Origin of the sequence: Caballeronia sp. LZ008, from assembly GCF_031451435.1 — a bacterium.
Taxonomy (GTDB): Bacteria; Pseudomonadota; Gammaproteobacteria; order Burkholderiales; family Burkholderiaceae; genus Caballeronia; species Caballeronia zhejiangensis.
Genome location: NZ_JARUXK010000004.1, coordinates 1,089,916 through 1,110,726, shown reverse-complemented (window position 1 = coordinate 1,110,726; position 20,811 = coordinate 1,089,916). Strand labels below are relative to the sequence as shown.

21 protein-coding genes are annotated in these 20,811 nt (G+C 62.6%); 12 read left to right on the top strand and 9 right to left on the bottom strand.

Features of this window, described 5'->3' with window-relative positions:
- Positions 1-15: 15 nt before the first annotated feature.
- Both QCE49_RS30160 and QCE49_RS30155 read right to left on the bottom strand, forming a co-directional pair.
- Entirely contained in the window at positions 16-438 is a 423-nt protein-coding gene (locus QCE49_RS30160) for an N-acetyltransferase (protein WP_250456846.1), read from the bottom strand.
- 14 nt (positions 439-452) lie between these two features.
- A complete protein-coding gene (locus QCE49_RS30155; protein ID WP_175979455.1) occupies positions 453-1,184 on the bottom strand; it encodes an ABC transporter substrate-binding protein in 732 nt (243 codons plus the stop codon).
- An 88-nt stretch (positions 1,185-1,272) separates the two neighbouring features.
- On the opposite strand from QCE49_RS30155, the gene QCE49_RS30150 reads away from it, so the two are divergent.
- From QCE49_RS30150 to QCE49_RS30135, 4 genes are all read left to right on the top strand, one after another.
- Positions 1,273-1,782: a cupin domain-containing protein gene (locus QCE49_RS30150; protein ID WP_250456845.1), complete on the top strand. Its 510-nt coding sequence runs from the start codon at positions 1,273-1,275 to the stop codon at positions 1,780-1,782.
- A 61-nt stretch (positions 1,783-1,843) separates the two neighbouring features.
- Entirely contained in the window at positions 1,844-2,626 is a 783-nt protein-coding gene (locus QCE49_RS30145; RefSeq protein ID WP_250456844.1) for an IclR family transcriptional regulator, read from the top strand.
- 288 nt (positions 2,627-2,914) lie between these two features.
- Positions 2,915-4,594 carry an FAD-dependent oxidoreductase gene (locus QCE49_RS30140; protein WP_175979453.1) on the top strand — a complete coding sequence of 560 codons (1,680 nt, stop codon included), beginning with the start codon at positions 2,915-2,917 and terminating at the stop codon, positions 4,592-4,594.
- Positions 4,595-4,602: 8 nt separating this feature from the next.
- Positions 4,603-4,803: a DUF2783 domain-containing protein gene (locus tag QCE49_RS30135; protein ID WP_175979452.1), complete on the top strand. Its 201-nt coding sequence runs from the start codon at positions 4,603-4,605 to the stop codon at positions 4,801-4,803.
- Here the strand turns inward: QCE49_RS30135 and mobB are convergent.
- Positions 4,800-5,324, bottom strand: a complete 525-nt coding sequence (gene mobB / locus QCE49_RS30130; RefSeq protein WP_008353068.1) for a molybdopterin-guanine dinucleotide biosynthesis protein B — start codon at positions 5,322-5,324, stop codon at positions 4,800-4,802. The two genes, QCE49_RS30135 and mobB, sit on opposite strands and share 4 nt — an antisense overlap.
- A 181-nt stretch (positions 5,325-5,505) precedes the next feature.
- On the opposite strand from mobB, the gene QCE49_RS30125 reads away from it, so the two are divergent.
- Positions 5,506-8,028, top strand: coding sequence for an adenosylcobalamin-dependent ribonucleoside-diphosphate reductase (locus tag QCE49_RS30125; RefSeq protein ID WP_250456843.1), 2,523 nt, complete (start codon positions 5,506-5,508; stop codon positions 8,026-8,028).
- Between the two features lie 45 nt (positions 8,029-8,073).
- Here QCE49_RS30125 and QCE49_RS30120 read toward each other — a convergent pair whose 3' ends face one another.
- The 4 genes from QCE49_RS30120 to QCE49_RS30105 form a co-directional block, all read right to left on the bottom strand.
- On the bottom strand, positions 8,074-8,223 hold the full coding sequence (locus tag QCE49_RS30120; RefSeq protein ID WP_239294398.1) for a hypothetical protein: 150 nt from the start codon (positions 8,221-8,223) through the stop codon (positions 8,074-8,076).
- A gap of 33 nt (positions 8,224-8,256) precedes the next feature.
- On the bottom strand, positions 8,257-8,628 hold the full coding sequence (locus QCE49_RS30115; RefSeq protein ID WP_008353071.1) for a DUF4148 domain-containing protein: 372 nt from the start codon (positions 8,626-8,628) through the stop codon (positions 8,257-8,259).
- Positions 8,629-8,817: 189 nt separating this feature from the next.
- Positions 8,818-9,348 (bottom strand): GNAT family N-acetyltransferase, encoded by a 531-nt coding sequence (locus QCE49_RS30110; protein WP_008353072.1) that lies wholly within the window; start codon positions 9,346-9,348, stop codon positions 8,818-8,820.
- Between the two features lie 38 nt (positions 9,349-9,386).
- Positions 9,387-10,397, bottom strand: coding sequence for a LysR family transcriptional regulator (locus QCE49_RS30105; protein WP_008353073.1), 1,011 nt, complete (start codon positions 10,395-10,397; stop codon positions 9,387-9,389).
- Positions 10,398-10,614: 217 nt separating this feature from the next.
- On the opposite strand from QCE49_RS30105, the gene QCE49_RS30100 reads away from it, so the two are divergent.
- From QCE49_RS30100 to QCE49_RS30080, 5 genes are all read left to right on the top strand, one after another.
- A complete protein-coding gene (locus QCE49_RS30100; protein WP_008353075.1) occupies positions 10,615-11,433 on the top strand; it encodes an alpha/beta hydrolase in 819 nt (272 codons plus the stop codon).
- 92 nt (positions 11,434-11,525) lie between these two features.
- Positions 11,526-12,722, top strand: coding sequence for an efflux RND transporter periplasmic adaptor subunit (locus tag QCE49_RS30095; protein ID WP_175979449.1), 1,197 nt, complete (start codon positions 11,526-11,528; stop codon positions 12,720-12,722).
- Between the two features lie 31 nt (positions 12,723-12,753).
- Positions 12,754-15,954 (top strand): efflux RND transporter permease subunit, encoded by a 3,201-nt coding sequence (locus tag QCE49_RS30090; protein WP_008353078.1) that lies wholly within the window; start codon positions 12,754-12,756, stop codon positions 15,952-15,954.
- A gap of 5 nt (positions 15,955-15,959) precedes the next feature.
- Positions 15,960-17,459, top strand: coding sequence for an efflux transporter outer membrane subunit (locus QCE49_RS30085; protein ID WP_033537058.1), 1,500 nt, complete (start codon positions 15,960-15,962; stop codon positions 17,457-17,459).
- A 1-nt stretch (position 17,460) separates the two neighbouring features.
- The gene (locus QCE49_RS30080) at positions 17,461-17,844 is read left to right on the top strand and encodes a hypothetical protein (RefSeq protein WP_309806701.1); all 384 of its coding nucleotides are present in this window, start codon (positions 17,461-17,463) and stop codon (positions 17,842-17,844) included.
- Between the two features lie 20 nt (positions 17,845-17,864).
- Here the strand turns inward: QCE49_RS30080 and ppk2 are convergent, their stop codons facing one another.
- Positions 17,865-18,761: a polyphosphate kinase 2 gene (gene ppk2 / locus QCE49_RS30075; protein ID WP_008353084.1), complete on the bottom strand. Its 897-nt coding sequence runs from the start codon at positions 18,759-18,761 to the stop codon at positions 17,865-17,867.
- Between the two features lie 231 nt (positions 18,762-18,992).
- Between ppk2 and lhpI the strand changes: the two genes are divergently transcribed.
- Positions 18,993-19,934, top strand: a complete 942-nt coding sequence (gene lhpI / locus QCE49_RS30070) for a bifunctional Delta(1)-pyrroline-2-carboxylate/Delta(1)-piperideine-2-carboxylate reductase (RefSeq protein WP_250456842.1) — start codon at positions 18,993-18,995, stop codon at positions 19,932-19,934.
- A 128-nt stretch (positions 19,935-20,062) separates the two neighbouring features.
- Entirely contained in the window at positions 20,063-20,386 is a 324-nt protein-coding gene (locus QCE49_RS30065; protein ID WP_008353089.1) for a hypothetical protein, read from the top strand.
- A gap of 108 nt (positions 20,387-20,494) precedes the next feature.
- Here QCE49_RS30065 and QCE49_RS30060 read toward each other — a convergent pair whose 3' ends face one another.
- Positions 20,495-20,809 carry an antibiotic biosynthesis monooxygenase gene (locus tag QCE49_RS30060; protein WP_008353090.1) on the bottom strand — a complete coding sequence of 105 codons (315 nt, stop codon included), beginning with the start codon at positions 20,807-20,809 and terminating at the stop codon, positions 20,495-20,497.
- Between the last annotated feature and the right edge of the window lie 2 nt (positions 20,810-20,811).

The following is a 20,811-nucleotide window of genomic DNA, read 5'->3' as shown; positions in this document are numbered from 1 at the left end:
CAAAACGCCAAATGACTAGAAGCGCTTTTGCATGAAGTAGCGCGGCTGACCGGCGTGAAAATCCGCGAGTTCGCCGAAAAGCTCGTAACCACAGCGCGCGTAGAGGGCGCGCGCTGCGGGGTTGACCGTATCGAGCCACGCGGCGCGGCATCCTCGTTTTTTCGCTTCGCTTTCGGCGGCTTCGAGCGCGCGTGCGCCGAGTCCGGCGCCGCGCGCGTCCTCGCGTATCCACAGCCATTTCACGAAGAGCCAGTCCCACGCCGTGTAGCCTGCGAGCCCGCCCAGAAAGTCGTCATCGCGATAGAGCGACACCGCCAGATCGCGTTGATGGCTCGGCCCGAGTTGCGCGCGATTGAACGCGGCAAGCCCGCCCGCGACGTCGCGCTCGAACGTCGCGTCGATCCAGTCGGTGATGCCGAGCGTGACGCCGGCGTTCATCGACGCGTGAGCGATTACGCTGCCGGGGCAACCGATGCCCCCTTGATACCGTGCCGTGCAAGCGCAGCGGCGACGAAGCCCGAGCGCTTCAAATCCTCCACGAAGTCGCGCAGATAAAGCGCGGCTTCGTCGCCGCGGCGCTTCGGCAAGCCCATCGCCTGCTGGATCACCATGAAGCGTCCGTCGAGCAGGCGCAGTCCGGGCGTGCGTGACGCGTCGGCTTCGAGTTGCTGCTTCACGCCCGCGGCGACTTCGAGGCCGTCACGCAGGAAGGCTTCGACGACGGCCTGCGACGACGCCGTGCGTACGATCTGCGCATGCCTGATCTCGCGCGTGAGAAAGAGGTCATACGCGCTGCCCTTGCCGACCATGATGCGATTGCCTTCGCGATCCACATCTTCATTGCGCGTGAGCGGCGATGCCTCGCGCACGAGATAACAGCCTTCGATCAGCACGTACGGCGCGGTGAACGCGATGCCCGCACCGCGCAGCGGATCGATCGCGAAGAAGCCGACGTCCGCGCTTTCGTTCGTGACGGCTTCGACCGATTCGGCGGCCCGGTCGAACGACGTGAAGGCGACAGGCACGCCGAGCCGCGACGCCAGCTCGCGCGCGATGTCCACCGATACGCCGCCCGGCTCGCCGCTGTCGGTGCGATGCGCGAGGATCGGATTGCCGAGATTGATCGACGCGCGCAGCGTGCCGGTCGGCGCGAAAGCGTTGAGCAAGGAAGAAGAAAGAGTCATGGTGTTGGTCGATGAGTTGAAGAGCATGGCGATACGAGCAATCCGATGCAGAATACGCGAACCGCAACCGCTCTGCCAAAGGAACGACATGCAACGCGAACGCATCGACAGCAGCGAAATCATTCGGCGTCTGAAGCTCGAGCCGCATCCCGAAGGCGGCTTCTTTCGCGAGACGTATCGCGCGAGCGGCAACGTCGTGCGCGAGAACGAACGCGAAACGCGTTCGGCGTCCACCGCGATCTACTTTTTGCTTTGCGATGGCGCGCATTCGGCATGGCATCGCATTCGCTCCGATGAAGTCTGGCACTTCTACGCAGGCGATCCGATCGACGTGCATGTGCTCAAAGCGAACCGAACGCTAGTCACGCATCGGCTCGGCAATGCGCTCGATCGTGCCGATGCCGTGTTTCAGACCGTCGTCGAAGCGGGCGACTGGTTCGCGGCGGAATGTCACGATAGAGAAGGCGTATCGCTCGTCGGCTGCACGGTGGCGCCGGGTTTCGAGTTCAGCGAGTTCGAACTGGCCGTGCCGGGCACGCTGGAGGCGCGCTATCCGCAACATCGCGAATTGATAGAGCGCCTGAACCCCGAAGTATGACGGTACGCACGCGAGTGCGGTTATCATCGCGCGCATCGTGGACAACAACACAAGGTCAGGCATGAGCGCAGTGCGCCGCGGGATTCAATCGATCGAAGTAGGCGGAGCGCTTTTGCGCGCGCTCGTGGACCACGGCGGCCCGATGCTGCTCGGCGATCTCGCGAAGAAAGCCGGCATGCCGTCGGCGAAGGCGCATCCTTATCTCGTGTCTTACGGCAATCTCGGCCTGATTCAGCAGGATCCCGCGACGGGCCGCTATGAACTCGGGCCGTTCGCGCTGCAAATGGGTCTGATCAGTCTGCAGCGCGTTGATCCGGTGCGCCTCGCGATTGCGGAAGTAGCGAACGTGACGCCCCGCATCGAGCATACCGTCGCGCTCGCGACTGCGGGCAGCTATGGACCGACCATCGTTCACATCCAGCAGGCGAGCGTGCCCATCCACGTCACGATGCGTACGGGCACGGTGATGTCGTTGCTGCAGACGGCGACGGGCCGCGCATTCGCGGCTTATCTGCCGCCGATGACCGTCGAAGCGCTCGTCGCCATCGAGCGTGCGGGCGCGTTGCAGGTCGGCGCGCAACGGCGCGACTACACGCGTGCGCAAACCGACGCGATGCTCGCCGAAGTGCGCGAGCACGGCATCGCGCGGGCGATCGACGAGCCCGTCGCGGGCATCAGCGCGATGAGCGCGCCGGTCTTCGATCACACGCGCAATATCGTGCTCGTGATCACGGCGATCGGTCCGAGCGGATCGTTCGACGGCGCGTGGAACGGCGACATCGCGACGGCGCTGCACGCGTGCGCGCAACGCGTATCGAAGATGCTCGGCTTCGTCGCGGTCTGATCGAAGTCGCGCGATCAAACGGGGCGCCAGTGCCCCGGCATTCACTTTTCATCCTCTGAAGTCCATATGGGCTTTGCTGCGTTTGCACGCCGCATTCCCGTGAACGGGCGTACCTTGAAGAAACCGTAAGCGGATGCAAGCGCTCGTCCGTGGCATTCGGGTAAACCTAAATTCAACACTGTAAAACGGCTTGTACAATGATGAACAACTAACCGAAAGCGAAGCGATTCGCGCCCGAGCCGACCGAGTCCTGTCAGACAAAAGCGACTCGACGATGGAGACGACCGAATGTCCGTGAACTACGCCTCTCTGCGCTTCGAATATGAACGCGCGCCCGATCACGATGCGCCCGCGTCGTCGCCTTATCCCGTTGCGATAGTCGGCGCAGGTCCGGTCGGACTGGCCACGGCCATCGATCTCGCGCAGCAGGGCGTGCGTACCGTGCTGCTCGATAACGACGACACCGTGTCGAGCGGCTCGCGCGCGATCTGCTTCGCCAAGCGCACGCTGGAAATCTTCGATCGTCTGGGCTGCGGCGACAGGATGATCGAGAAGGGCGTGAGCTGGAATGTCGGCAAGGTATTTCTGCAGGATGAGCTTGTCTACACGTTCAATCTTCTGCCGGAAACCGGCCATTCGCGACCCGCGTTCATCAACCTGCAGCAGTACTACGTCGAAGGCTTTCTCGCCGAACGAGCGATGCAACTGGAGCCATTGCAACTGCGCTGGAAGAGCAACGTGACCGGCGTGACGCAGCACGAGGATCACGTCGAGCTGCAAGTCGAAACGCCGGATGGCGCGTATCCGCTCAAGGCGCGCTACGTGGTGGCCGCCGATGGTTCTCGCAGCGCGATGCGCAAGCTTCTCGGTCTGGACAGCCACGGCCGCACGTTCAAGGACCGCTTCCTGATCGCCGACGTGAAGATGAAGGCGCCGTTCCCGACCGAACGCTGGTTCTGGTTCGATCCGCCGTTCCATCGCAATCAGTCGGTGCTGCTGCATCGTCAGCCGGACAATGTATGGCGCATCGATTTTCAGCTCGGCTGGGACGCGGACCCGGTCGCGGAAAAAGAGCCCGAGCGTGTGATTCCGCGCGTGAAGGCGTTGCTTGGCGAAGACGCCGAATTCGAACTCGAATGGGTGAGCGTCTACACGTTCTCCTGTTTGCGTATGGACGACTTCAGGCACGGACGCATCATCTTCGCGGGCGATTCCGCGCATGGCGTGTCGCCGTTCGGTGCGCGCGGCGCGAACAGCGGCGTGCAGGATGCGGACAATCTCGCTTGGAAACTGAAGCTGGTCGTGAACGGCGATGCGCCGCATACGCTGCTCGACACCTACGCATCCGAGCGCGAATACGCCGCCGACGAAAACATCCTCAACTCGACGCGCGCCACCGACTTCATCACGCCGAAGAGCGCGGTTTCGAGGCTCTTTCGCGATGCGACGCTCAATCTCGCGAGGGACTGCGCGTTCGCAAGACGCATGGCGAACAGTGGACGGCTCTCGGTGCCCGCGGTGCTGCGCGACTCGACACTCAATACGCCCGACAAGGAAGGCGACGCCTTCAATTGCGCGATGATTCCCGGCGCGCCGTGCGTCGATGCGCCCGTGCGCGTCGATGACCGCGACGCATGGCTGTTGCCGCAGACGCACGGCAGCGCATTCACGGGCATCTATTTCTGCGGGCTCGGACACGGCCCGGAAGTCTGCGCGCAAAGTCTGGCTGCTTTGTCGAACGGGCGGCTTCCGGTTCATGCGCTCGTCGTCGTGCCGCGAGGCATGATGTGTACCGTGCCCGGCGTGACGGTCGTGGAAGATGTGGAAGGCATGGTCGCGCATCGCTTCGACGCGCGTCCCGGCACGTTCTATCTGCTGCGTCCCGATCAGCACGTATGCGCGCGCTGGCGTGCCTTCGATGCCGCATCGGTGACGGCTGCGGTCAAGCGTGCAACCTGCAACGGATGATGAATCGTATGAAGCTCAATCTCGAACTGAATATCGCCGATCACGATGCGTTCTACGAGCGCCTCATCGACACGCACAACGGCCTCTCCGACGAAGCCAGCCACATGCTCAACGCGAAGCTCGTGTTGCTGCTCGCGAATCACATCGGCGATAACGAAGTGTTGAAAGAAGCGCTCGCCGTGGCGCGTCAGGGCCTCGCCGCGAACTAGTCGTTCAGCGCGATGCCCATGCGCTCGCAAATGAACGCGCCGATGCTCGCGATGTCGTTCAGATCGAGCTTCGGCAAGTTTGAATCGAGGGCGGCGGCATCATCGGTTGCGATTGCAACTATCTCCACATCGCTCTTGTAAAGCGGATCGCGGCCCGCCGAGGGCCGCACGACTTCGAGGCGCGGCATTGTTTCGCGCGCGAATCCTTCGACGATCACGAGGTCTGCGTCACTGAGTCGCGCGGCCAGTTCGCTCAGCGGCGGCTCTGCGTCGCCATTCAACTCGCGCACGATCGCATAGCGGTACGGCGATGCGATCAACACTTCTCCCGCGCCCGCGCGACGAAAGCGCGCGCTGTCCTTGCCGGGCGGTTCGAGCTCGATCGAATGATGACTGTGCTTGATGACGTTGACGGTGACGCCGCGTGCGCGCAGCCACGGCAGAAGCGCTTCGATCAACGTGGTCTTGCCTTGGCCCGAGCGGCCCGAGATGCCGAAGAGCGGCGGATGACGCGAGTTCATGCGCGAGTTCATGCGAATGGTCGGCTGATTGTTCTGGTTTCGATCAAGCGAGTTTAACGGCTCGATGGCGAGCGGGGAGAAATCGCGCTATCGTCGGGCATTGCCTTTGCGGCGGAACGCGTCGGCGCATAGCGGGTTTCCGACCCCGACGCCTGCCGCCTCAGTGATTCAAGGAACCGACATGGCCGAAGACAATCCCAGCACCGCTATCGCACCGCAGCAGTTTTCCATCGACGTGATGCTCGAAAAATACGCCAAGGGCGACGAGACTCGCGTCGACGATATTTATCGCCGCGTGGCGCGCGGTGTCGCGCGGGCCGAGCCTGAAGAAACGCGCGCGAAGATCGAAGCGGAGTTCGTCGATAACTTCAAGCGCGGCGCGCTAGGCGCGGGGCGCATCATGAGCGCGGCGGGCGCGGGCATCGATGCGACCCTCATCAACTGTTTCGTGCAGCCGGTCGGCGATGCGATACAGGGCGTCGATAGCAACGGCTTGCCGGGCATCTACGTCGCGCTGTTGCAAGCGGCCGAGACGATGCGTCGCGGCGGCGGCGTCGGCTATAACTTTTCCGCCATACGTCCGCGAGGCGCGCGTGTGCATTCGACCGGATCGGCGGCGTCAGGCCCATGCAGCTACATGGATGTATTCGATGCATCGTGCCGCACGGTCGAAAGCGCCGGCGCGCGGCGCGGTGCGCAAATGGGCATTCTCGACTGCACGCATCCCGATCTGCTCGAATTCATCGCGGCGAAGCACACGAAAGGACGCTGGAACAATTTCAACGTATCGATCGCGGTGACGGACGAGTTCATGCAGGCCGTCGCCGACGACGCGTCGTGGCAGCTCGTGCACAAGGCCGAGCCATCGCCCGCGCAACGCGCAGCCGCGGACATGCATCAGCGCGATGATGGCTTGTGGGTCTATCGCGAAGTGCAGGCGCGCGAAGTGTGGAACACGATCATGCGCTCGACCTACGATGTCGCGGAGCCGGGCGTCGTGTTCATGTCGCGCATGAACGATGACAACAACCTGCGCGCGATCGAGTCGATCCGCGCGACCAATCCATGCGGCGAGCAGCCGCTGCCCGCATACGGTTGCTGCAATCTCGGCCCGCTCAATCTCACGCGCTTCGTGCACGATCCGTTTGCGCAGATGCGTGGCGGCGCGCCGTCGTTCGAATGGGACGGCCTCGCGCGCACGACGCGCACCCAAGTGCGTTTTCTCGACGACGTGCTCGACGTCACGCTCTGGCCGCTCGAAGAACAGGCGCGCGAAGCGGCGGCGAAGCGGCGCATCGGCGTGGGCTTTACGGGCCTCGGCGATACGCTCGTGATGCTCGGTTTGCGCTATGACGCGCAGGAGGGCCGCGATTTCGCTACGCGCGTCGCACGCACGATGCGCGACGAAGCATATCGCGCATCCGTCGAGCTCGCGAAGGAGCGCGGCAAGTTTCCGCTCTTCGATGCAAAGCATTATCTGCAAGAGGGCACATTCGCCTCGCGCTTGCCGGACGACATCAAGCGCGCGATTCGCGAGCACGGCATTCGCAACAGCCATCTGCTTTCGATCGCGCCGACAGGCACCGTGAGCCTCGCGTTCGCGGACAACGCATCGAATGGCATCGAGCCCGCGTTCTCGTGGACGTATCAGCGCACGAAGCGCATGGGCGACGGTTCGCGTCAGACCTTCGCTGTCGAAGATCACGCATACCGGCTGTATCGCGAGATGGGCGGCGATGTGAATGCGTTGCCCGACTACTTCGTGAGCGCGCTGGACATGTCCGCGCACGATCACATGGAAATGATGGCGGCGGTGCAGCCTTTCGTCGATACGTCGATCTCGAAGACCGTCAATGTGCCCGCCGATTATCCGTTCGACAAGTTTCAGGATCTCTATTTCGAAGCGTGGCGGCGCGGCTTGAAAGGGCTTGCAACGTATCGGCCCAACGAGACGCTGGGCGCGGTGCTGTCCGTCGCGCCTGCCGAAACGCCGAGCGATTCGCCGGACCCCGAGCTCGATCTCGATCCGTTGCGCATCGCGATCGATCATCGGCCCAAAGGAGAGCTGCCTGCGATCATCGAGAAGGTCGAGTATCTGACGCAGGCGGGCAAGAAGTCGCTCTATCTGGCGGTGTCGTTCATCGAAGTGACGGGGCGCATCGGCGGCGAGGACGTGACGATCGAACGGCCCATCGAGTTCTTCATTCCCACCGGGCAGCGCGACGAATCACAGCAATGGATCACGGCGACGATGCGTTCGATCTCGCTGGCCGCGCGCGGCGGCTTCGCGGCGCGCACGCTTCAGGACATGCGTAAAGTGTCGTGGGATCGCGGACAAGTGCGTCTCGGCGATGTCGAAAGGCTCGACGGACATCGCAGTCCGCGCTGGCACGATTCGGAAGTGGCCGCGCTAGCGTATGCGATCCAGCAGATTCTTCATCGACGCGGTTTTCTCGATGCAGAAGGCAACCAGGTACCGTCGCGCGTGCTTGCGCGCAAGGGCGCCGATCGCGCGCCGCATCCGGTAGCTGTAGCCGATGAACGCGATGACATATCCGAAGGTGCCGCGCAAGGCGAAATCGATCCACATAGCCTGCCCCTGATGCACGGCCGTAAATGCGCGACCTGCGGCGCCAATGCAGTGATCCGCAAGGACGGCTGCGACTTCTGCACGGCATGCGGCGAAATCGGCGCGTGCGGTTGAGTTGAAAAAAAGGCGCGGGCATTCGTCCGCGCCTTCCTGTCACGCTCAATGCGAGCGTTCAGTGCTGTCCTGCTTCGTATCTTGTGCAACGCCCGGTTCATGCGCGCTGTGCTGCGTGAACGGATGCCACACCGGCGTGAGCGTTGGCAGTTCGTCGAGAAGCGAGAACTGATCGAGCGACGTGTTTTCGAACATGATGACCTCTTGATTCTTTTGCCAATCGCGCAATCAACGCGCGATCACGTTGCCTTGCGTCGCCGAGCCATTGGCGTATTCGACGATCCCGCGATTGCGCGCTTCCGCTTGCGCCGCATCGCGTGCGCGTTGATCGCTTTGCGCGGCGATGGCATCGCCCCACATGCTGCGATCCGGATACGTGTTGCGATTCAATGCCGGCAACGAGCCGTTCGAGTACGCGGCCGCGAGTTCGGCACGCACTTGCGCTCGTGTCTTGGGCGTATCGCTCGCATTGGCCTGAGTTTGCGTCTGAACCTGATACGTGCCTGCGTGGCCGATGCCCTGGCCGCTCTCCGCGAAAGCGGTCGTCGTGACGACGGCGGAGATGGCTGCGAGAGAAAACCCCGTGATGAGTTGTTTCATGCTTGCGACTCCTTTCATTCCGATGCAGCGTGCGGGCAAATGCGGATTGCATTCGGCGTTGAGCGTGCTGCGTTGGGATTGAATGTAGCCGCGCGATACCGGCGGATAAATGCCGTATCAGCGAATAGATTTATCGATTTCGGCGAATAATCGCGCAGAGGCTTGATGCGTGGGCGTTTGCAGGGCGCGCTAGGCAAGCTGCTTATGGAAGAACGTAGTCCCGCAGAGCGTGCCGTCGGGCATCAAGGCGTAGTTCGGCACGACGCCGACACGCTGCCATCCGGCGCGTTGGTAGAGACGTTCTGCATCGCCGCCGGTGACGGTATCGAGCACGAGAACGGACTTGCCGGCTGCACGCGCGGCATCGTCGGCGGCGCTCATCAGATGCTGTGCAATGCCACGGCGTCGCGCGCGGCGCGCGACGAGCATCTTCGCGATATCGGCGCGATGCGGCTGATTTTCCGGCTGATCGATGACGACCTGCACCGTGCCGAGCACATGCCCGTCCGCGCTCTCTGCAACGAGCAGGATGCGTTCGTTGCGCACGACGCCATTGGCGACGCGCGTCCAGAATTCGACGGCGGTCGCGCGCGAAATAGGCAACATGAAACTGACCGACGCACCGCCTTCGACGCAATCGATGAGCACGTCCGCCAGCGCTTCGATATACCGCGTGACTTCATTCGCGCCGAGGCGGCGCACGGTAATCTCATTGTTCATGATTTGTTTTCCGTGGCCGCCTCTCGGCAGATGCTTAGCTATGCAACTATGTCCTCGGTGCCCGCGACTTCCGGCGTGCCATGCCGCACGATGGTCGGCGACGGCGTGCTCGTCGGCAGGCAGCGTTCCTCTGCATCCTTCTGACCTTGCAGCAACGGGCAGCGCTCGAACAACTCCGCGGCCCAGTCGACGAACACGCGCACCTTCGGCGACAGATGCCGGTTATGCGGATACACCGCGGAAATAGGCATCGGCAGCGGATTCCATTGCGGCAGCACTTCGATGAGCTCGCCCGCGCGCAGATGCGGCAGCGCCATGAAGCGCGGCACCTGGATGATGCCGACGCCCTTCAGGCCGCAGCTCAGATACGCTTCGGCGTCGTTCACCGCGATCATGCCGCGCATCTTCACTTCGATGGTTTCATCGTCGACGACGAAATCCATGTCCATGATGCGGCCCGTGCGGCTCGAAAAATAATTCACCGCCGTGTGATTCTGCAAATCGTCGATGGTTTTCGGCGTGCCGTTGCGTTCCAGATATTGGGGCGCGGCCACCGTCACGCCCTGAAACACGCCGATGCGGCGCGCGACGAGACTCGAATCCTGCAGCGTGCCCACGCGAATCACGCAATCGACGCCTTCCTGAATCAGATCGACCGGCTTGTCGCCGAAGCCCATCATTAGTTCGACTTCCGGATAGCGCGTGTGGAAATCGCATAGCTGCGGCATCACGATGAGCCGCCCGATCGCGCCGGGCATGTCCACGCGCAACTTGCCGTGCGGGCCTTTCCCGTTGTTCGAAAACGAGCCTTCCGCTTCTTCGATGTCCGCGAGGATGCGTACGCAGCGCTCGTAATACGCTGCGCCGTCCGGCGTGAGATTGAGCCTGCGCGTCGTGCGCTGAAGCAGCCGCACGTTCAGATGCGCTTCCAGATTCTGGATGATCGTCGTGACCGAGGCGCGCGGCAGATTGAGCGTGTCCGCTGCGCGGGAAAAGCTGTTGGTGTCGACGACGCGAGTGAAGACCTGCATTGCCTGAAGCCGATCCATGTTCTCTCACCTTCTTTACTTAGCGATGCAACTATTTAAGCGCGCGCTAAAGAATGACGGAAGAACAATCGCGAGGGATAACCACGATTGTTCGGTGCGACCGAATTGTGTTGCCGGATTATAGGCATTTATTAAAAAAGGCGCGGCCTCCAGAATTCGCAGCATCGCAACTTATGCGTGAAGGCCTTGCAGCATGGGCCTCGCACCGAGAATAACCATGGCAACACTGTTGGATCTGGAGTCGAGTCCGCGCTTGTGCATCGAAGATGTGCACATCACGGGACACGCGCAGCCGATCACGCTGCGCAGCTATCGTCCCGCATCGGACGGCACGATCCTGCCCATCGTTCTTTACTTCCACGGCGGCGGATTCATTCGCGGCGGACTCGACGACGCGGATATCGCAGCAGCGACGATCGCGCGCGATACACCCGCGTGGGTCGTGTCCGTCGGCTATTCGCTCGCGCCGAAGTTTCCGTTTCCCGCCGCGCCCGAAGACGGCTATCGCGCCGCGCAATGGGCCGTCGCGCATGCGCGTTCGCAGCGCGCGGACCCGCAGCGCATCGGCGTCGTGGGCCATGACGCGGGCGGCAATCTCGCGACCTGCGTCGCGGCCATCGCGCGCGATCGCGGCGATATTCGCATGTCCGCGCAAGCGCTGCTCGCGCCGTTGCTCGACCCGAGCATGACGCGCCTCGCCGACGAACGCAAAGTGCTGTGCCCCGATTTCGAAGCATGCGAATGCGCGCAGTGGTATCGCGCGTATCTGCCGAATCCGTCGCAACGTCTGCATCCGTACGCCGCGCCGCTCGAATCGCGACGTCTCGGCGGATTGCCGCCCGCGATGATCGCGAGCGCCGAGCACGATCTGCTGCATATCGAGGCCGAGAAATACGCGGGCGAATTGATCGCAGCGGGTGTGCCGACCGAAGTCACGCGTCATTGCAAGACCTCGCATCAGGCGCTCGCCGCGCATCCCGAAGCGCTCGCGGATGTCGTCGCGTTCTTCAGGAAGCGCCTCGCACGCGCGAAGTAAGCGCGAAGTAAGCGCGAAAGATAACCGCAAGATTCGGCACGCCAGCCACGCATCACACAACAACAATCTCAACGCTAACCGGAGCCTTCACCATGTCATTCACTCGCAAACGCATCTACGCCGCGCTAGGCGCGGTGCTGATCGTCGCCGGCGCGGGCGGTTATACCGCCTTGCGCGGCCACGGCGATTCGGCGATCAACGAAGCCAAAGCCGCCGCGCACAGCCCGACTGCAACGGAAGTGGACGTCGCAGCGGTCGTGTCGAAGACCATCACCGACTGGCAAAGCTATTCGGGCAGGCTCGAAGCGGTCGATCACGTCGACATTCGTCCGCTCGTTCCCGGCACGATCGTCGCGGTGCATTTCAAGGACGGCCAGCTCGTGAAGAAGGGCGATGCGCTCTTTACGATCGATCCGCGTCCTTACGAAGCCGAAGTGGACCGCGCTCAGGCGCAGCTCGCGGCGGCGCAGGCGCGCAATGGTTATACGTCGACGGATGCGGCGCGCGCCGAACGCCTGCTCGCCGACAACGCGATCGCCAAGCGCGACTACGACGAGAAACAGAACGCTGCGCGCGAGGCCGTCGCCAACCTGAAGGCCGCGCAGGCTGCGCTCGAAGCCGCGAAGATCAATCTCGCGTACACGCATATCGTCGCGCCGGTGTCGGGCCGCGTGTCGCGCGCGGAACTTACTGTGGGCAACATCGTGTCGACGGGCGCGAACGCGCCTTTGCTCACGACGCTTGTTTCCGTATCGCCGATCTACGCATCCTTCGATGTCGATGAACAGACGTATCTGCGCTATCTCGGCCGCGATGCGGGCAGCACGGTGCCGGTGTCGCTCGGTCTCGCGAACGAAGATGGCTATTCGCGCGAAGGCGTCGTCGATTCCGTCGATAACCGGCTCGATACGACGTCCGGCACCATCCGCGTGCGTGCCCGCTTCAACAATCCCGACGGCACGCTCGTGCCCGGGCTCTATGCACGCGTGAAGGTCGGCGGCGGCTCGCCGCATCCGGCCGTGCTCGTGGAAGACGAAGCGATCGGCACCGATCAGGACAAGAAGTACGTGATGGTCGTCGACAAGGACAACCGCGTGCAGTATCGCGAAGTCACGCTGGGTCAGACGCATGAAGGCCTGCGCGTGATCTCGAAGGGTTTGCAGCCGGGCGAGCGCATCGTCGTCAACGGCCTGCAGCGCGTGCGTCCCAACGATGTGATCAAGGCCAACAACGTCGCGATGAATGACGACGACAAAGCGCCCGCCGTGAAGACGGCATCCGCACAGTGATGCGCGTCATCCGCAACAGACAGAACTCGTCATGAACATATCCAAATTTTTCATCGATCGCCCGATCTTTGCGGGCGTGCTATCGGTGGTCGTGCTGCTGGCGGGCGTCATCGCGATGTTCAAGCTGCCGATCTCCGAATATCCGGAAGTCGTGCCGCCTTCGGTCGTCGTGCATGCGCAGTATCCCGGCGCAAACCCGAAGGTGATCGCGGAGACCGTGGCCTCGCCGCTCGAAGAGCAGATCAACGGCGTCGAGGACATGCTCTACATGCAGTCGCAAGCGAACAGCGACGGCAATCTCACGACGACCGTAACGTTCAAGCTCGGCACCGATCCGGACAAGAACACGCAGCTCGTGCAGAATCGCGTGAACCAGGCATTGCCGCGTCTGCCGCAGGACGTGCAGCGTCTCGGCGTGACGACGATCAAATCGTCGCCGACGCTGACGATGGTCGTTCACCTCAATTCGCCCAACGGCCGTTACGACATGACGTATCTGCGCAATTACGCGCTGATCAACGTGAAGGACCGGCTCGAACGCATCGCGGGCGTGGGCGAAGTGCAGCTGTGGGGCTCGGGCGATTACTCGATGCGCGTGTGGCTCGATCCGCAAAAGGTCGCGCAGCGCGGCATGACCGCGACCGATGTCGTCAACGCGATCCGCGAGCAGAACGTGCAGGTCGCGGCGGGCGTGATCGGCGGATCGCCGACGCTGCCGAACGTGCCGCTGCAACTGAACGTGAATGCGCGCGGCCGCTTGCAGAACGAGTCGGAGTTTCGCGACATCGTGCTGAAGACGTCGCCCGATGGCGCGGTCACGCATCTCTCCGATGTCGCGCGCGTCGAGCTGGCTGCATCGGAATATGGTCTGCGTTCGTTGCTCGACAACAAGTCGGCAGTTGCAATCGCAATCAATCAGCAACCGGGCGCGAACTCGCTGCAGATTTCCGACGAAGTCCGCAAGACGATGAAGGAACTGAAGGCGGACATGCCCGCGGGTCTCGAATACGAGATCGTCTATGACCCGACACAGTTCGTGCGCTCCAGTATCGAAGCCGTGATTCACACGCTCGCTGAGGCGATCGCGCTGGTGGTGCTCGTCGTGATCGTGTTCCTGCAAACGTGGCGCGCGTCGATCATCCCGCTGCTCGCGGTGCCGGTGTCGATCGTCGGCACATTCTCGCTGCTGCTTGCATTCGGATTCTCGATCAACGCGTTGTCATTGTTCGGGATGGTGCTTGCGATCGGTATCGTCGTCGACGATGCGATCGTGGTCGTCGAGAACGTCGAGCGCAACATCGAAGCGGGGTTATCGGCGAGAGAAGCGACGTATCAGGCGATGCGCGAAGTGAGCGGGCCGATCATCGCGATTGCATTGACGCTCGTTGCCGTGTTCGTGCCGCTCGCGTTCATGTCGGGTCTCACGGGCCAGTTCTACAAGCAGTTCGCGATGACCATCGCCATCTCGACGGTGATCTCGGCCTTCAACTCGCTGACGCTGTCGCCGGCGCTCGCCGCGCTGCTGCTGAAAGGCCACGACGAGCCGAAGGACTGGCTCACGCGAGGCATGGACCGCGTGTTCGGCGGCTTCTTCCGCGGCTTCAACAAGGTCTTTCATCGCGGTTCGGATGCGTACGGCAAGGGCGTGAAGAGCGTCATCAACCGCAAGGCATTGATGATGGTCGTGTATGCCGTGCTGCTCGGCGGCGCGGTGCTGATGGGCAAGATCGTGCCGGGCGGCTTCGTGCCCGCGCAGGACAAGGAGTACCTCATCAGCTTCGCGCAGTTGCCGAACGGCGCATCGCTCGATCGCACGGAAGGCGTGATCCGTCAGATGTCGGATATCGCGCTGAAGCAGCCGGGCGTGGAAAGCGCGGTGGAGTTTCCGGGCTTGTCGGTGAATGGCTTCACGAACTCGTCGAGCGCGGGCATCGTGTTCGTCACGCTGAAGCCCTTCAAGGAGCGCGTGCATGACAAGGCGCTGTCCGCAGGCGCGATTGCCGGCGCGCTGAATCAGAAGTACGCGGGCATCAAGGGCTCGTTCATCGCCGTGTTCCCGCCGCCGCCGGTGCTCGGTCTCGGCACGCTCGGCGGCTTCAAGATGCAGCTCGAAGATCGCGGCGCGCTCGGCTATGCGGCACTCGCCGATGCGACCCAGGCGTTCATCAAGCGCGCATCGCAAACGCCCGAGCTTGGACCGACGTTCTCGAGCTATCAGATCAACGTGCCGCAGTTGAACGTCGATCTGGATCGCGTGAAGGCGAAGCAACTGGGCGTCTCGGTGACGGACGTCTTCGACACGATGCAGGTGTATCTCGGCTCGCTCTACGTGAACGACTTCAATCGCTTCGGACGCGTGTATCAGGTGCGCGTGCAGGCGGATGCGCCGTTCCGCGCGAATCCGGAAGACATCGGCTTGCTGAAGACGCGTAACGCGAATGGCGACATGGTGCCCTTGTCGTCGCTCGTGAAGGTGACGCCGACGTATGGTCCGGAGATGGTCGTGCGCTACAACGGCTATACCGCCGCCGATATCAACGGCGGTCCTGCGCCCGGCTATTCATCGGGCCAGGCGCAGGCGGCGGCGGAACGCATCGCGGCCGAAGTGCTGCCGCGCGGGATCAAGTTCGAATGGACCGATCTCACGTATCAGCAGATCCTCGCGGGCAACGCTGCGCTGTGGGTCTTCCCGATCAGCGTGCTGCTCGTGTTCCTCGTGCTCGCCGCGTTGTATGAAAGCCTGACGCTGCCGCTCGCGGTCATTCTGATCGTGCCGATGAGTATTTTGTCCGCGCTGGTCGGCGTATGGCTCACCGATGGCGACAACAACATTTTCACGCAGATCGGTTTGATGGTGCTCGTGGGCTTGTCGGCGAAGAACGCGATTCTGATCGTCGAGTTCGCACGCGAACTGGAGATGCAAGGACGCACGATCGTGCAGGCCGCGATCGAAGCAAGCCGCCTGCGTTTGCGCCCGATTCTGATGACGTCCATCGCGTTCATCATGGGTGTGGTGCCGCTCGTGCTGTCGACGGGCGCGGGTTCGGAAATGCGTCATGCAATGGGCGTGGCGGTGTTCTTCGGCATGTTGGGCGTGACGCTCTTCGGCCTCATGCTGACGCCGGTGTTCTACGTGATCCTGCGCAAGCTCTCGCGCACCGAGCACGTAACGGACAAGCACGGCACGCATCCGCAGATGCGCGGTATTGGTGCTTCGGTCGAAGCGCAGTGAGGTGAATGATGAATAAGCTGCATGTTTTATCGAGTCTGATGGCGTCATTGTTGCTGGTCGCGGGCTGCTCGCTCGCGCCGACCTACGAGAAGCCCGACGTCAATGCGCCGTCCGCCTACAAGGAAACGCCGCAAAAGACGCTCGATGCATCGGAAGCGGGTACGTGGAAGACCGCGCAGCCGTCCGAAGAGATGATGCGCGGCGAATGGTGGACGATCTTCGACGACGCCACGCTCAACGATCTGGAAAAGCAGGCGCAGGACGCGAACCAGAACCTGAAGGCGGCGGCCGCGCGCGTGAAGGAAGCGCGCGCGATCAACCAGACGGCGCGCGCGGGCTTGTTCCCGACGCTCGATGCGGGCTTCGGCCCGACGCGCGAGAAGTTCTCGCCGGCATCGCAGTTCCTGCCCGCCGATGGCAACGTGCCTGCGCAAACGCTGTGGCGCGCGCAGGCGAGCGTGTCGTATGAAGTCGATCTGTTCGGCCGCGTGTCGAACTCGGTGCAAGCCGCGAACGCGGACACGCAGCAAAGCGAGGCGTTGTTCCGTTCGGTGCAGTTGGCATTGCAGGCTGACGTCGCGCAGAACTACTTCAATCTGCGCGAGCTCGATGCGGAAAGCGATGTCTTCACGCGCACCGTGCAGCTACGCGAGGAAGCGTTGAAGCTCGTGCAACGCCGCTACACCGAAGGCGATATCAGCGAACTCGACGTGGCCCGCGCGAAGTCCGAGCTTGCGACAGCGCGTTCGGATGCGATGACGGTGCAACGTCTGCGCGCGGCATCGGAACATAGTCTCGCGGTATTGCTCGGCAAGTCGCCCGCCGAATTCACGATGGCCGCGAATCCGCTCAAGCCGGTAACGGTGCGCGTGCCGCCCGGTTTGCCTTCGGCGCTGCTCGAACGTCGTCCCGATGTCGCGGCGGCGGAACGCGCGATGGCTGCGGCCAACGCGCGTATCGGCGTGGCGAAGGCGGCGTTCTTCCCGTCGCTCACGTTGACGGGCTCGGGCGGCTTCGAATCCGCGACGCTCGGCGATCTCTTCAAGTGGTCGAGCCGCACGTTCCTGCTCGGGCCGTTCGCGGGTACGGCGCTGAATATCCCGATCTTCGATGGCGGCCGTCGCAAGGGCAATCTCGCGAATGCGCGCGCGATATATGAAGAGGATTCGGCGAACTATCGTCAGCAGGTGCTCGTTGCGTTCCGCGAGGTCGAGGACAATCTGTCGGATCTGCGCATCCTCGAAGATCAGACCGCGACGCAGGACGATGCAGTGAAGGCGTCGGTGCGTGCCGCGCAGTTGTCGCGCACGCAGTACACCGAAGGCGCGGTGAATTACCTCGACGTGATCGATGCGGAGCGCACCGTATTGCAGACGCAGCGCGCCTCGGTGCAGTTGCGGGGCACGCAGGCGGTATCGACGGTGAATTTGATCCGCGCACTGGGCGGCGGCTGGGGCGATGCGAAGCCCACGCCGGTGCCCGAGCCGAGTCTCGCGCAGAAGTAGCATGAAGATGGCCCTGCATCGCGCAGGGCCATTTTTTCTCGGGGCGCGCATCGATGACAGCTCGATTGTTCGCCCCCCGGAACATATGTCTTCACCTGCGGGGCGTTTATCCGCACGGCTCGAATCCATAGAATTCCAATCATGGGATAGGGAGCCGATGATGAAAGACTTGATCGCAAAACAACTGTATCAGCCGGCGGTGGTGTTGCCACTGCTACTGTTGACGCGCCTGATGGTCACGCTCGACTTCAATCTCGCGCAAGTAATGTTCGTAATGGTATTGAGAGGTTCGCAGCACGCATATCAGTTCGCGCTGCGTCATGCGGTTTCGCGTCAGCGCAATGGCGCGAGCGTGAAGCATCTGCCCTGCAACAACTGCTGCTGACGCGCGCCGCGCTATCGACCTCAATACACTTCGGGAACGTACATCTCATCCGGCACGGGCTGGCGCAAATAATCGGGATTGAACACGCGGTCGGGCAGTTCGATCGGCGGATGCTCGACATCGTGATACGGCACCTGACTCAGCAAGTGATGAATGCAGTTCAGGCGCGCACGTTTCTTGTCGACGGCATGCACGACCCACCACGGCGCTTCGGGAATGTGCGTGCGCTGAAGCATCACTTCCTTGGCCGCCGTGTAGGCCTCCCATCGGCGGCGGCTCTCCAGGTCCATCGGGCTCAGTTTCCACTGCTTCAAAGGATCTTCGATACGCGCCTGGAAGCGCACTTCCTGTTCGTCGTCGGTGATCGAGAACCAGTACTTCACGATCTGAATGCCGCTTCGCACGAGCATCTTCTCGAACTCGGGAACCGAGCGGAAGAATTCCTCATACTCTTCGTCCGTGCAGAAGTTCATCACGCGCTCGACGCCCGCGCGGTTATACCAGCTTCGATCGAACAGCACGATCTCGCCCGCCGCCGGCAAATGCGACACGTAGCGCTGGAAATACCATTGCGTGCGCTCGCGATTGTTCGGCGCGGGCAGGGCGGCCACGCGGCACACGCGCGGATTCAGCCGTTGCGTGATGCGCTTGATCGCGCCGCCTTTGCCCGCCGCATCGCGTCCCTCGAACAGCACCACGAGCCGATGCCCCTCGTGCACGACCCAGTCCTGCAGCTTCACGAGTTCGCCTTGCAAGCGAAACAGCTCGCGAAAATAGGTCTTGCGTAACTGACGCTCTTCATCGGAGAAAGTCGATTCGCCGTCCAGGAAGCGATCGTCGATCTCCATCTCGAACTCTTCGTCGTAGCTGTCGATGATGTCGGCGTGGAAACGGCGCTGCTTTTCCGTCGTGTTCATGAGGGGCTCCGTGGCGTTCTTGGGCTGCCGCCGTCGCGATGACGGTCGCGGCGCGGGACGGCCGATTGTGACGACATTCGATGGCAGTCACATGACAGCGGCTGATTCGTTCATTCTAGCGAGCGATTCGCTGCTTTATGACGCGGCGTCGCGCGCCGTTAGAATGTTCCGGCACTTCGATGGCATTTTGAAGTTCGATTTCATCTTCCCCATATCAAGCGAGCGAACGCGATGACCGCAACGATCCATAGTTTCGACGAAGCTCAAACCGCGCGCCTCGTGCCGTATGATCGGCTCGTCGACACCCTCGCCGCGACGATGCTCGATTACGCGGCGGGACGCATCGTGAGTCCAGAGCGCATGGTGGTGCCGATCGAAGGCGGCGTGATGTTGTCGATGCCCGCGAGCGCCGCCGATCTCGCGATGCACAAGCTCGTGAACGTTTGCGCGGGCAACGGCGCGCTCGGCCTGCCGACGATCCACGGTCAGGTGACCGCCTACGATGCCATGACGGGCGTGCCGCAATTCATGCTCGATGGCCCGACGGTGACGGGCCGGCGCACGGCGGCGGTATCGATGCTCGCGATCCGCGCGCTTCACGATGCCGCGCCGCGCGAGGTGCTCGTCATCGGTACGGGCAAGCAGGCTGCGTATCACGTCGAGGCGCTCGCCGCTATTTATCCCGATGCGCGCATCGTCGTGCAAGGCTCGCGTCCCGGGCGCGCGCGCGAGTTCTGTGCGGCGCATGCATCGCTTTCGAAGCAGCTTGCCGCGCTCGACGAGACCACGATTCCCGATTCGATCGATGTCGTCATCGCCGCGACCACGAGCAAGACGCCGGTCTATACGCTGCCCGCGCGCGCGGGCCGCCTCGTGATCGGCGTGGGCGCATTCACCGCCGATGCCGCCGAGATCGCCGCCGCGACCGTGCATGCAAGCGCGCTTTACGTCGACGACCCTGCGGGCGCGCGTCACGAAGCAGGCGATTTCATTCTCGCGGGCGTCGAATGGAACGATGTGCACGCATTGGCGCTCGCGCTCGCGGCGCCGTCCAAAGCCGTTGATGCATTGCAACCGGTGATGTTCAAATCGGTCGGCTGCGCGGCTTGGGATCTTGCGGCATGTCGCGTCGCGCGTGCGGTTTTGTCGGAGGAAAGCATCGCGGCGCGCTAGGCCGTGCAAGGGAACGCCAGCTTGGAACGGTACTTGCTGTAGGTCTCTTTAATGACAGAGACGCCATAAGCGTCACATGACAAACGGCGCCAAGGTGCGCCACAGCAATCGAGCCAGCGAACTAACCCATGAAAAGTCGATACGACAGCAAGTGGCACCCGTGGATTCCGGCGCGCGACGACGGACGTGAGGGCGCGGGTGGCGCGGCGGACGGGGAACGCCAGACGACTCCGCATGCGAGCGCGGCGCCGCCTGCGGCTTATTTCATCTCGGTTCTTGAGCTTGCGACGGGCGAGAAACTCGGCAATGACGAGCGTCTGCGCGCCGTCGCGATGCTGGAATCGCAATTCGGTGCGGGGCGTCCGCGCACGCTGAAGGAAGCGGTGCGAATCTGCGCGGCGGCGATCGATTCATCGACGCTGCAGCGCATGGCGCGCGGCGCAAAGGCCTAGAAAACACGTCTGAAAAGACAGCTTCGGCGAAGCGCGTTTTTTCACACGTGTGTAAAACGCGCGTGCTCGCTGAAAAGTGCGCGAACGTTCGGTTGCGCCTTGACCGCTCTATTTGACGGTCTGAATGACTTCGAAGCCCTCGAATTCCGGATGACCGAGATAAAGCTGGCGCGTCTCGCCGCCGGCATTGCGATGCGCGGCGCGAAACGCGTCCGAACGCGTCCAGTCTTCGAAGGCTGCCTGATTCGCCCATATCGTATGGCTCGAATACAGAACGTGATCGTCTTTCACCGGCCCTTTGAGCAGATGAAACTCGACGAACCCGGGCACATCCTTCAGATGCGTATCGCGGCTCGTCCACAGACGTTCGAAGTCGGCTTCGGCGCCGGGCACGATCTTGAAGCGGTTCATGGCGATATACATGT

Excerpts from the sequence above, each read along its gene's own strand:
- QCE49_RS30125 (WP_250456843.1), top strand. The coding sequence starts at position 5,506 with ATGGCCGAAGACAATCCCAGCACCGCTATCGCACCGCAGCAGTTTTCC.
- QCE49_RS30160 (WP_250456846.1), bottom strand. The coding sequence starts at position 438 with ATGAACGCCGGCGTCACGCTCGGCATCACCGACTGGATCGACGCGACG.
- QCE49_RS30145 (WP_250456844.1), top strand. The coding sequence starts at position 1,844 with ATGAGCGCAGTGCGCCGCGGGATTCAATCGATCGAAGTAGGCGGAGCG.
- mobB (WP_008353068.1), bottom strand. The coding sequence starts at position 5,324 with ATGAACTCGCGTCATCCGCCGCTCTTCGGCATCTCGGGCCGCTCGGGC.
- QCE49_RS30065 (WP_008353089.1), top strand. The coding sequence starts at position 20,063 with ATGAAAAGTCGATACGACAGCAAGTGGCACCCGTGGATTCCGGCGCGC.
- QCE49_RS30110 (WP_008353072.1), bottom strand. The coding sequence starts at position 9,348 with ATGAACAATGAGATTACCGTGCGCCGCCTCGGCGCGAATGAAGTCACG.
- QCE49_RS30090 (WP_008353078.1), top strand. The coding sequence starts at position 12,754 with ATGAACATATCCAAATTTTTCATCGATCGCCCGATCTTTGCGGGCGTG.
- QCE49_RS30100 (WP_008353075.1), top strand. The coding sequence starts at position 10,615 with ATGGCAACACTGTTGGATCTGGAGTCGAGTCCGCGCTTGTGCATCGAA.
- QCE49_RS30115 (WP_008353071.1), bottom strand. The coding sequence starts at position 8,628 with ATGAAACAACTCATCACGGGGTTTTCTCTCGCAGCCATCTCCGCCGTC.
- lhpI (WP_250456842.1), top strand. The coding sequence starts at position 18,993 with ATGACCGCAACGATCCATAGTTTCGACGAAGCTCAAACCGCGCGCCTC.
- QCE49_RS30060 (WP_008353090.1), bottom strand. The coding sequence starts at position 20,809 with ATGTATATCGCCATGAACCGCTTCAAGATCGTGCCCGGCGCCGAAGCC.
- QCE49_RS30140 (WP_175979453.1), top strand. The coding sequence starts at position 2,915 with ATGTCCGTGAACTACGCCTCTCTGCGCTTCGAATATGAACGCGCGCCC.
- ppk2 (WP_008353084.1), bottom strand. The coding sequence starts at position 18,761 with ATGAACACGACGGAAAAGCAGCGCCGTTTCCACGCCGACATCATCGAC.
- QCE49_RS30150 (WP_250456845.1), top strand. The coding sequence starts at position 1,273 with ATGCAACGCGAACGCATCGACAGCAGCGAAATCATTCGGCGTCTGAAG.
- QCE49_RS30080 (WP_309806701.1), top strand. The coding sequence starts at position 17,461 with ATGAAGATGGCCCTGCATCGCGCAGGGCCATTTTTTCTCGGGGCGCGC.
- QCE49_RS30155 (WP_175979455.1), bottom strand. The coding sequence starts at position 1,184 with ATGACTCTTTCTTCTTCCTTGCTCAACGCTTTCGCGCCGACCGGCACG.
- QCE49_RS30085 (WP_033537058.1), top strand. The coding sequence starts at position 15,960 with ATGATGAATAAGCTGCATGTTTTATCGAGTCTGATGGCGTCATTGTTG.
- QCE49_RS30135 (WP_175979452.1), top strand. The coding sequence starts at position 4,603 with ATGAAGCTCAATCTCGAACTGAATATCGCCGATCACGATGCGTTCTAC.
- QCE49_RS30105 (WP_008353073.1), bottom strand. The coding sequence starts at position 10,397 with ATGGATCGGCTTCAGGCAATGCAGGTCTTCACTCGCGTCGTCGACACC.
- QCE49_RS30095 (WP_175979449.1), top strand. The coding sequence starts at position 11,526 with ATGTCATTCACTCGCAAACGCATCTACGCCGCGCTAGGCGCGGTGCTG.
- QCE49_RS30120 (WP_239294398.1), bottom strand. The coding sequence starts at position 8,223 with ATGTTCGAAAACACGTCGCTCGATCAGTTCTCGCTTCTCGACGAACTG.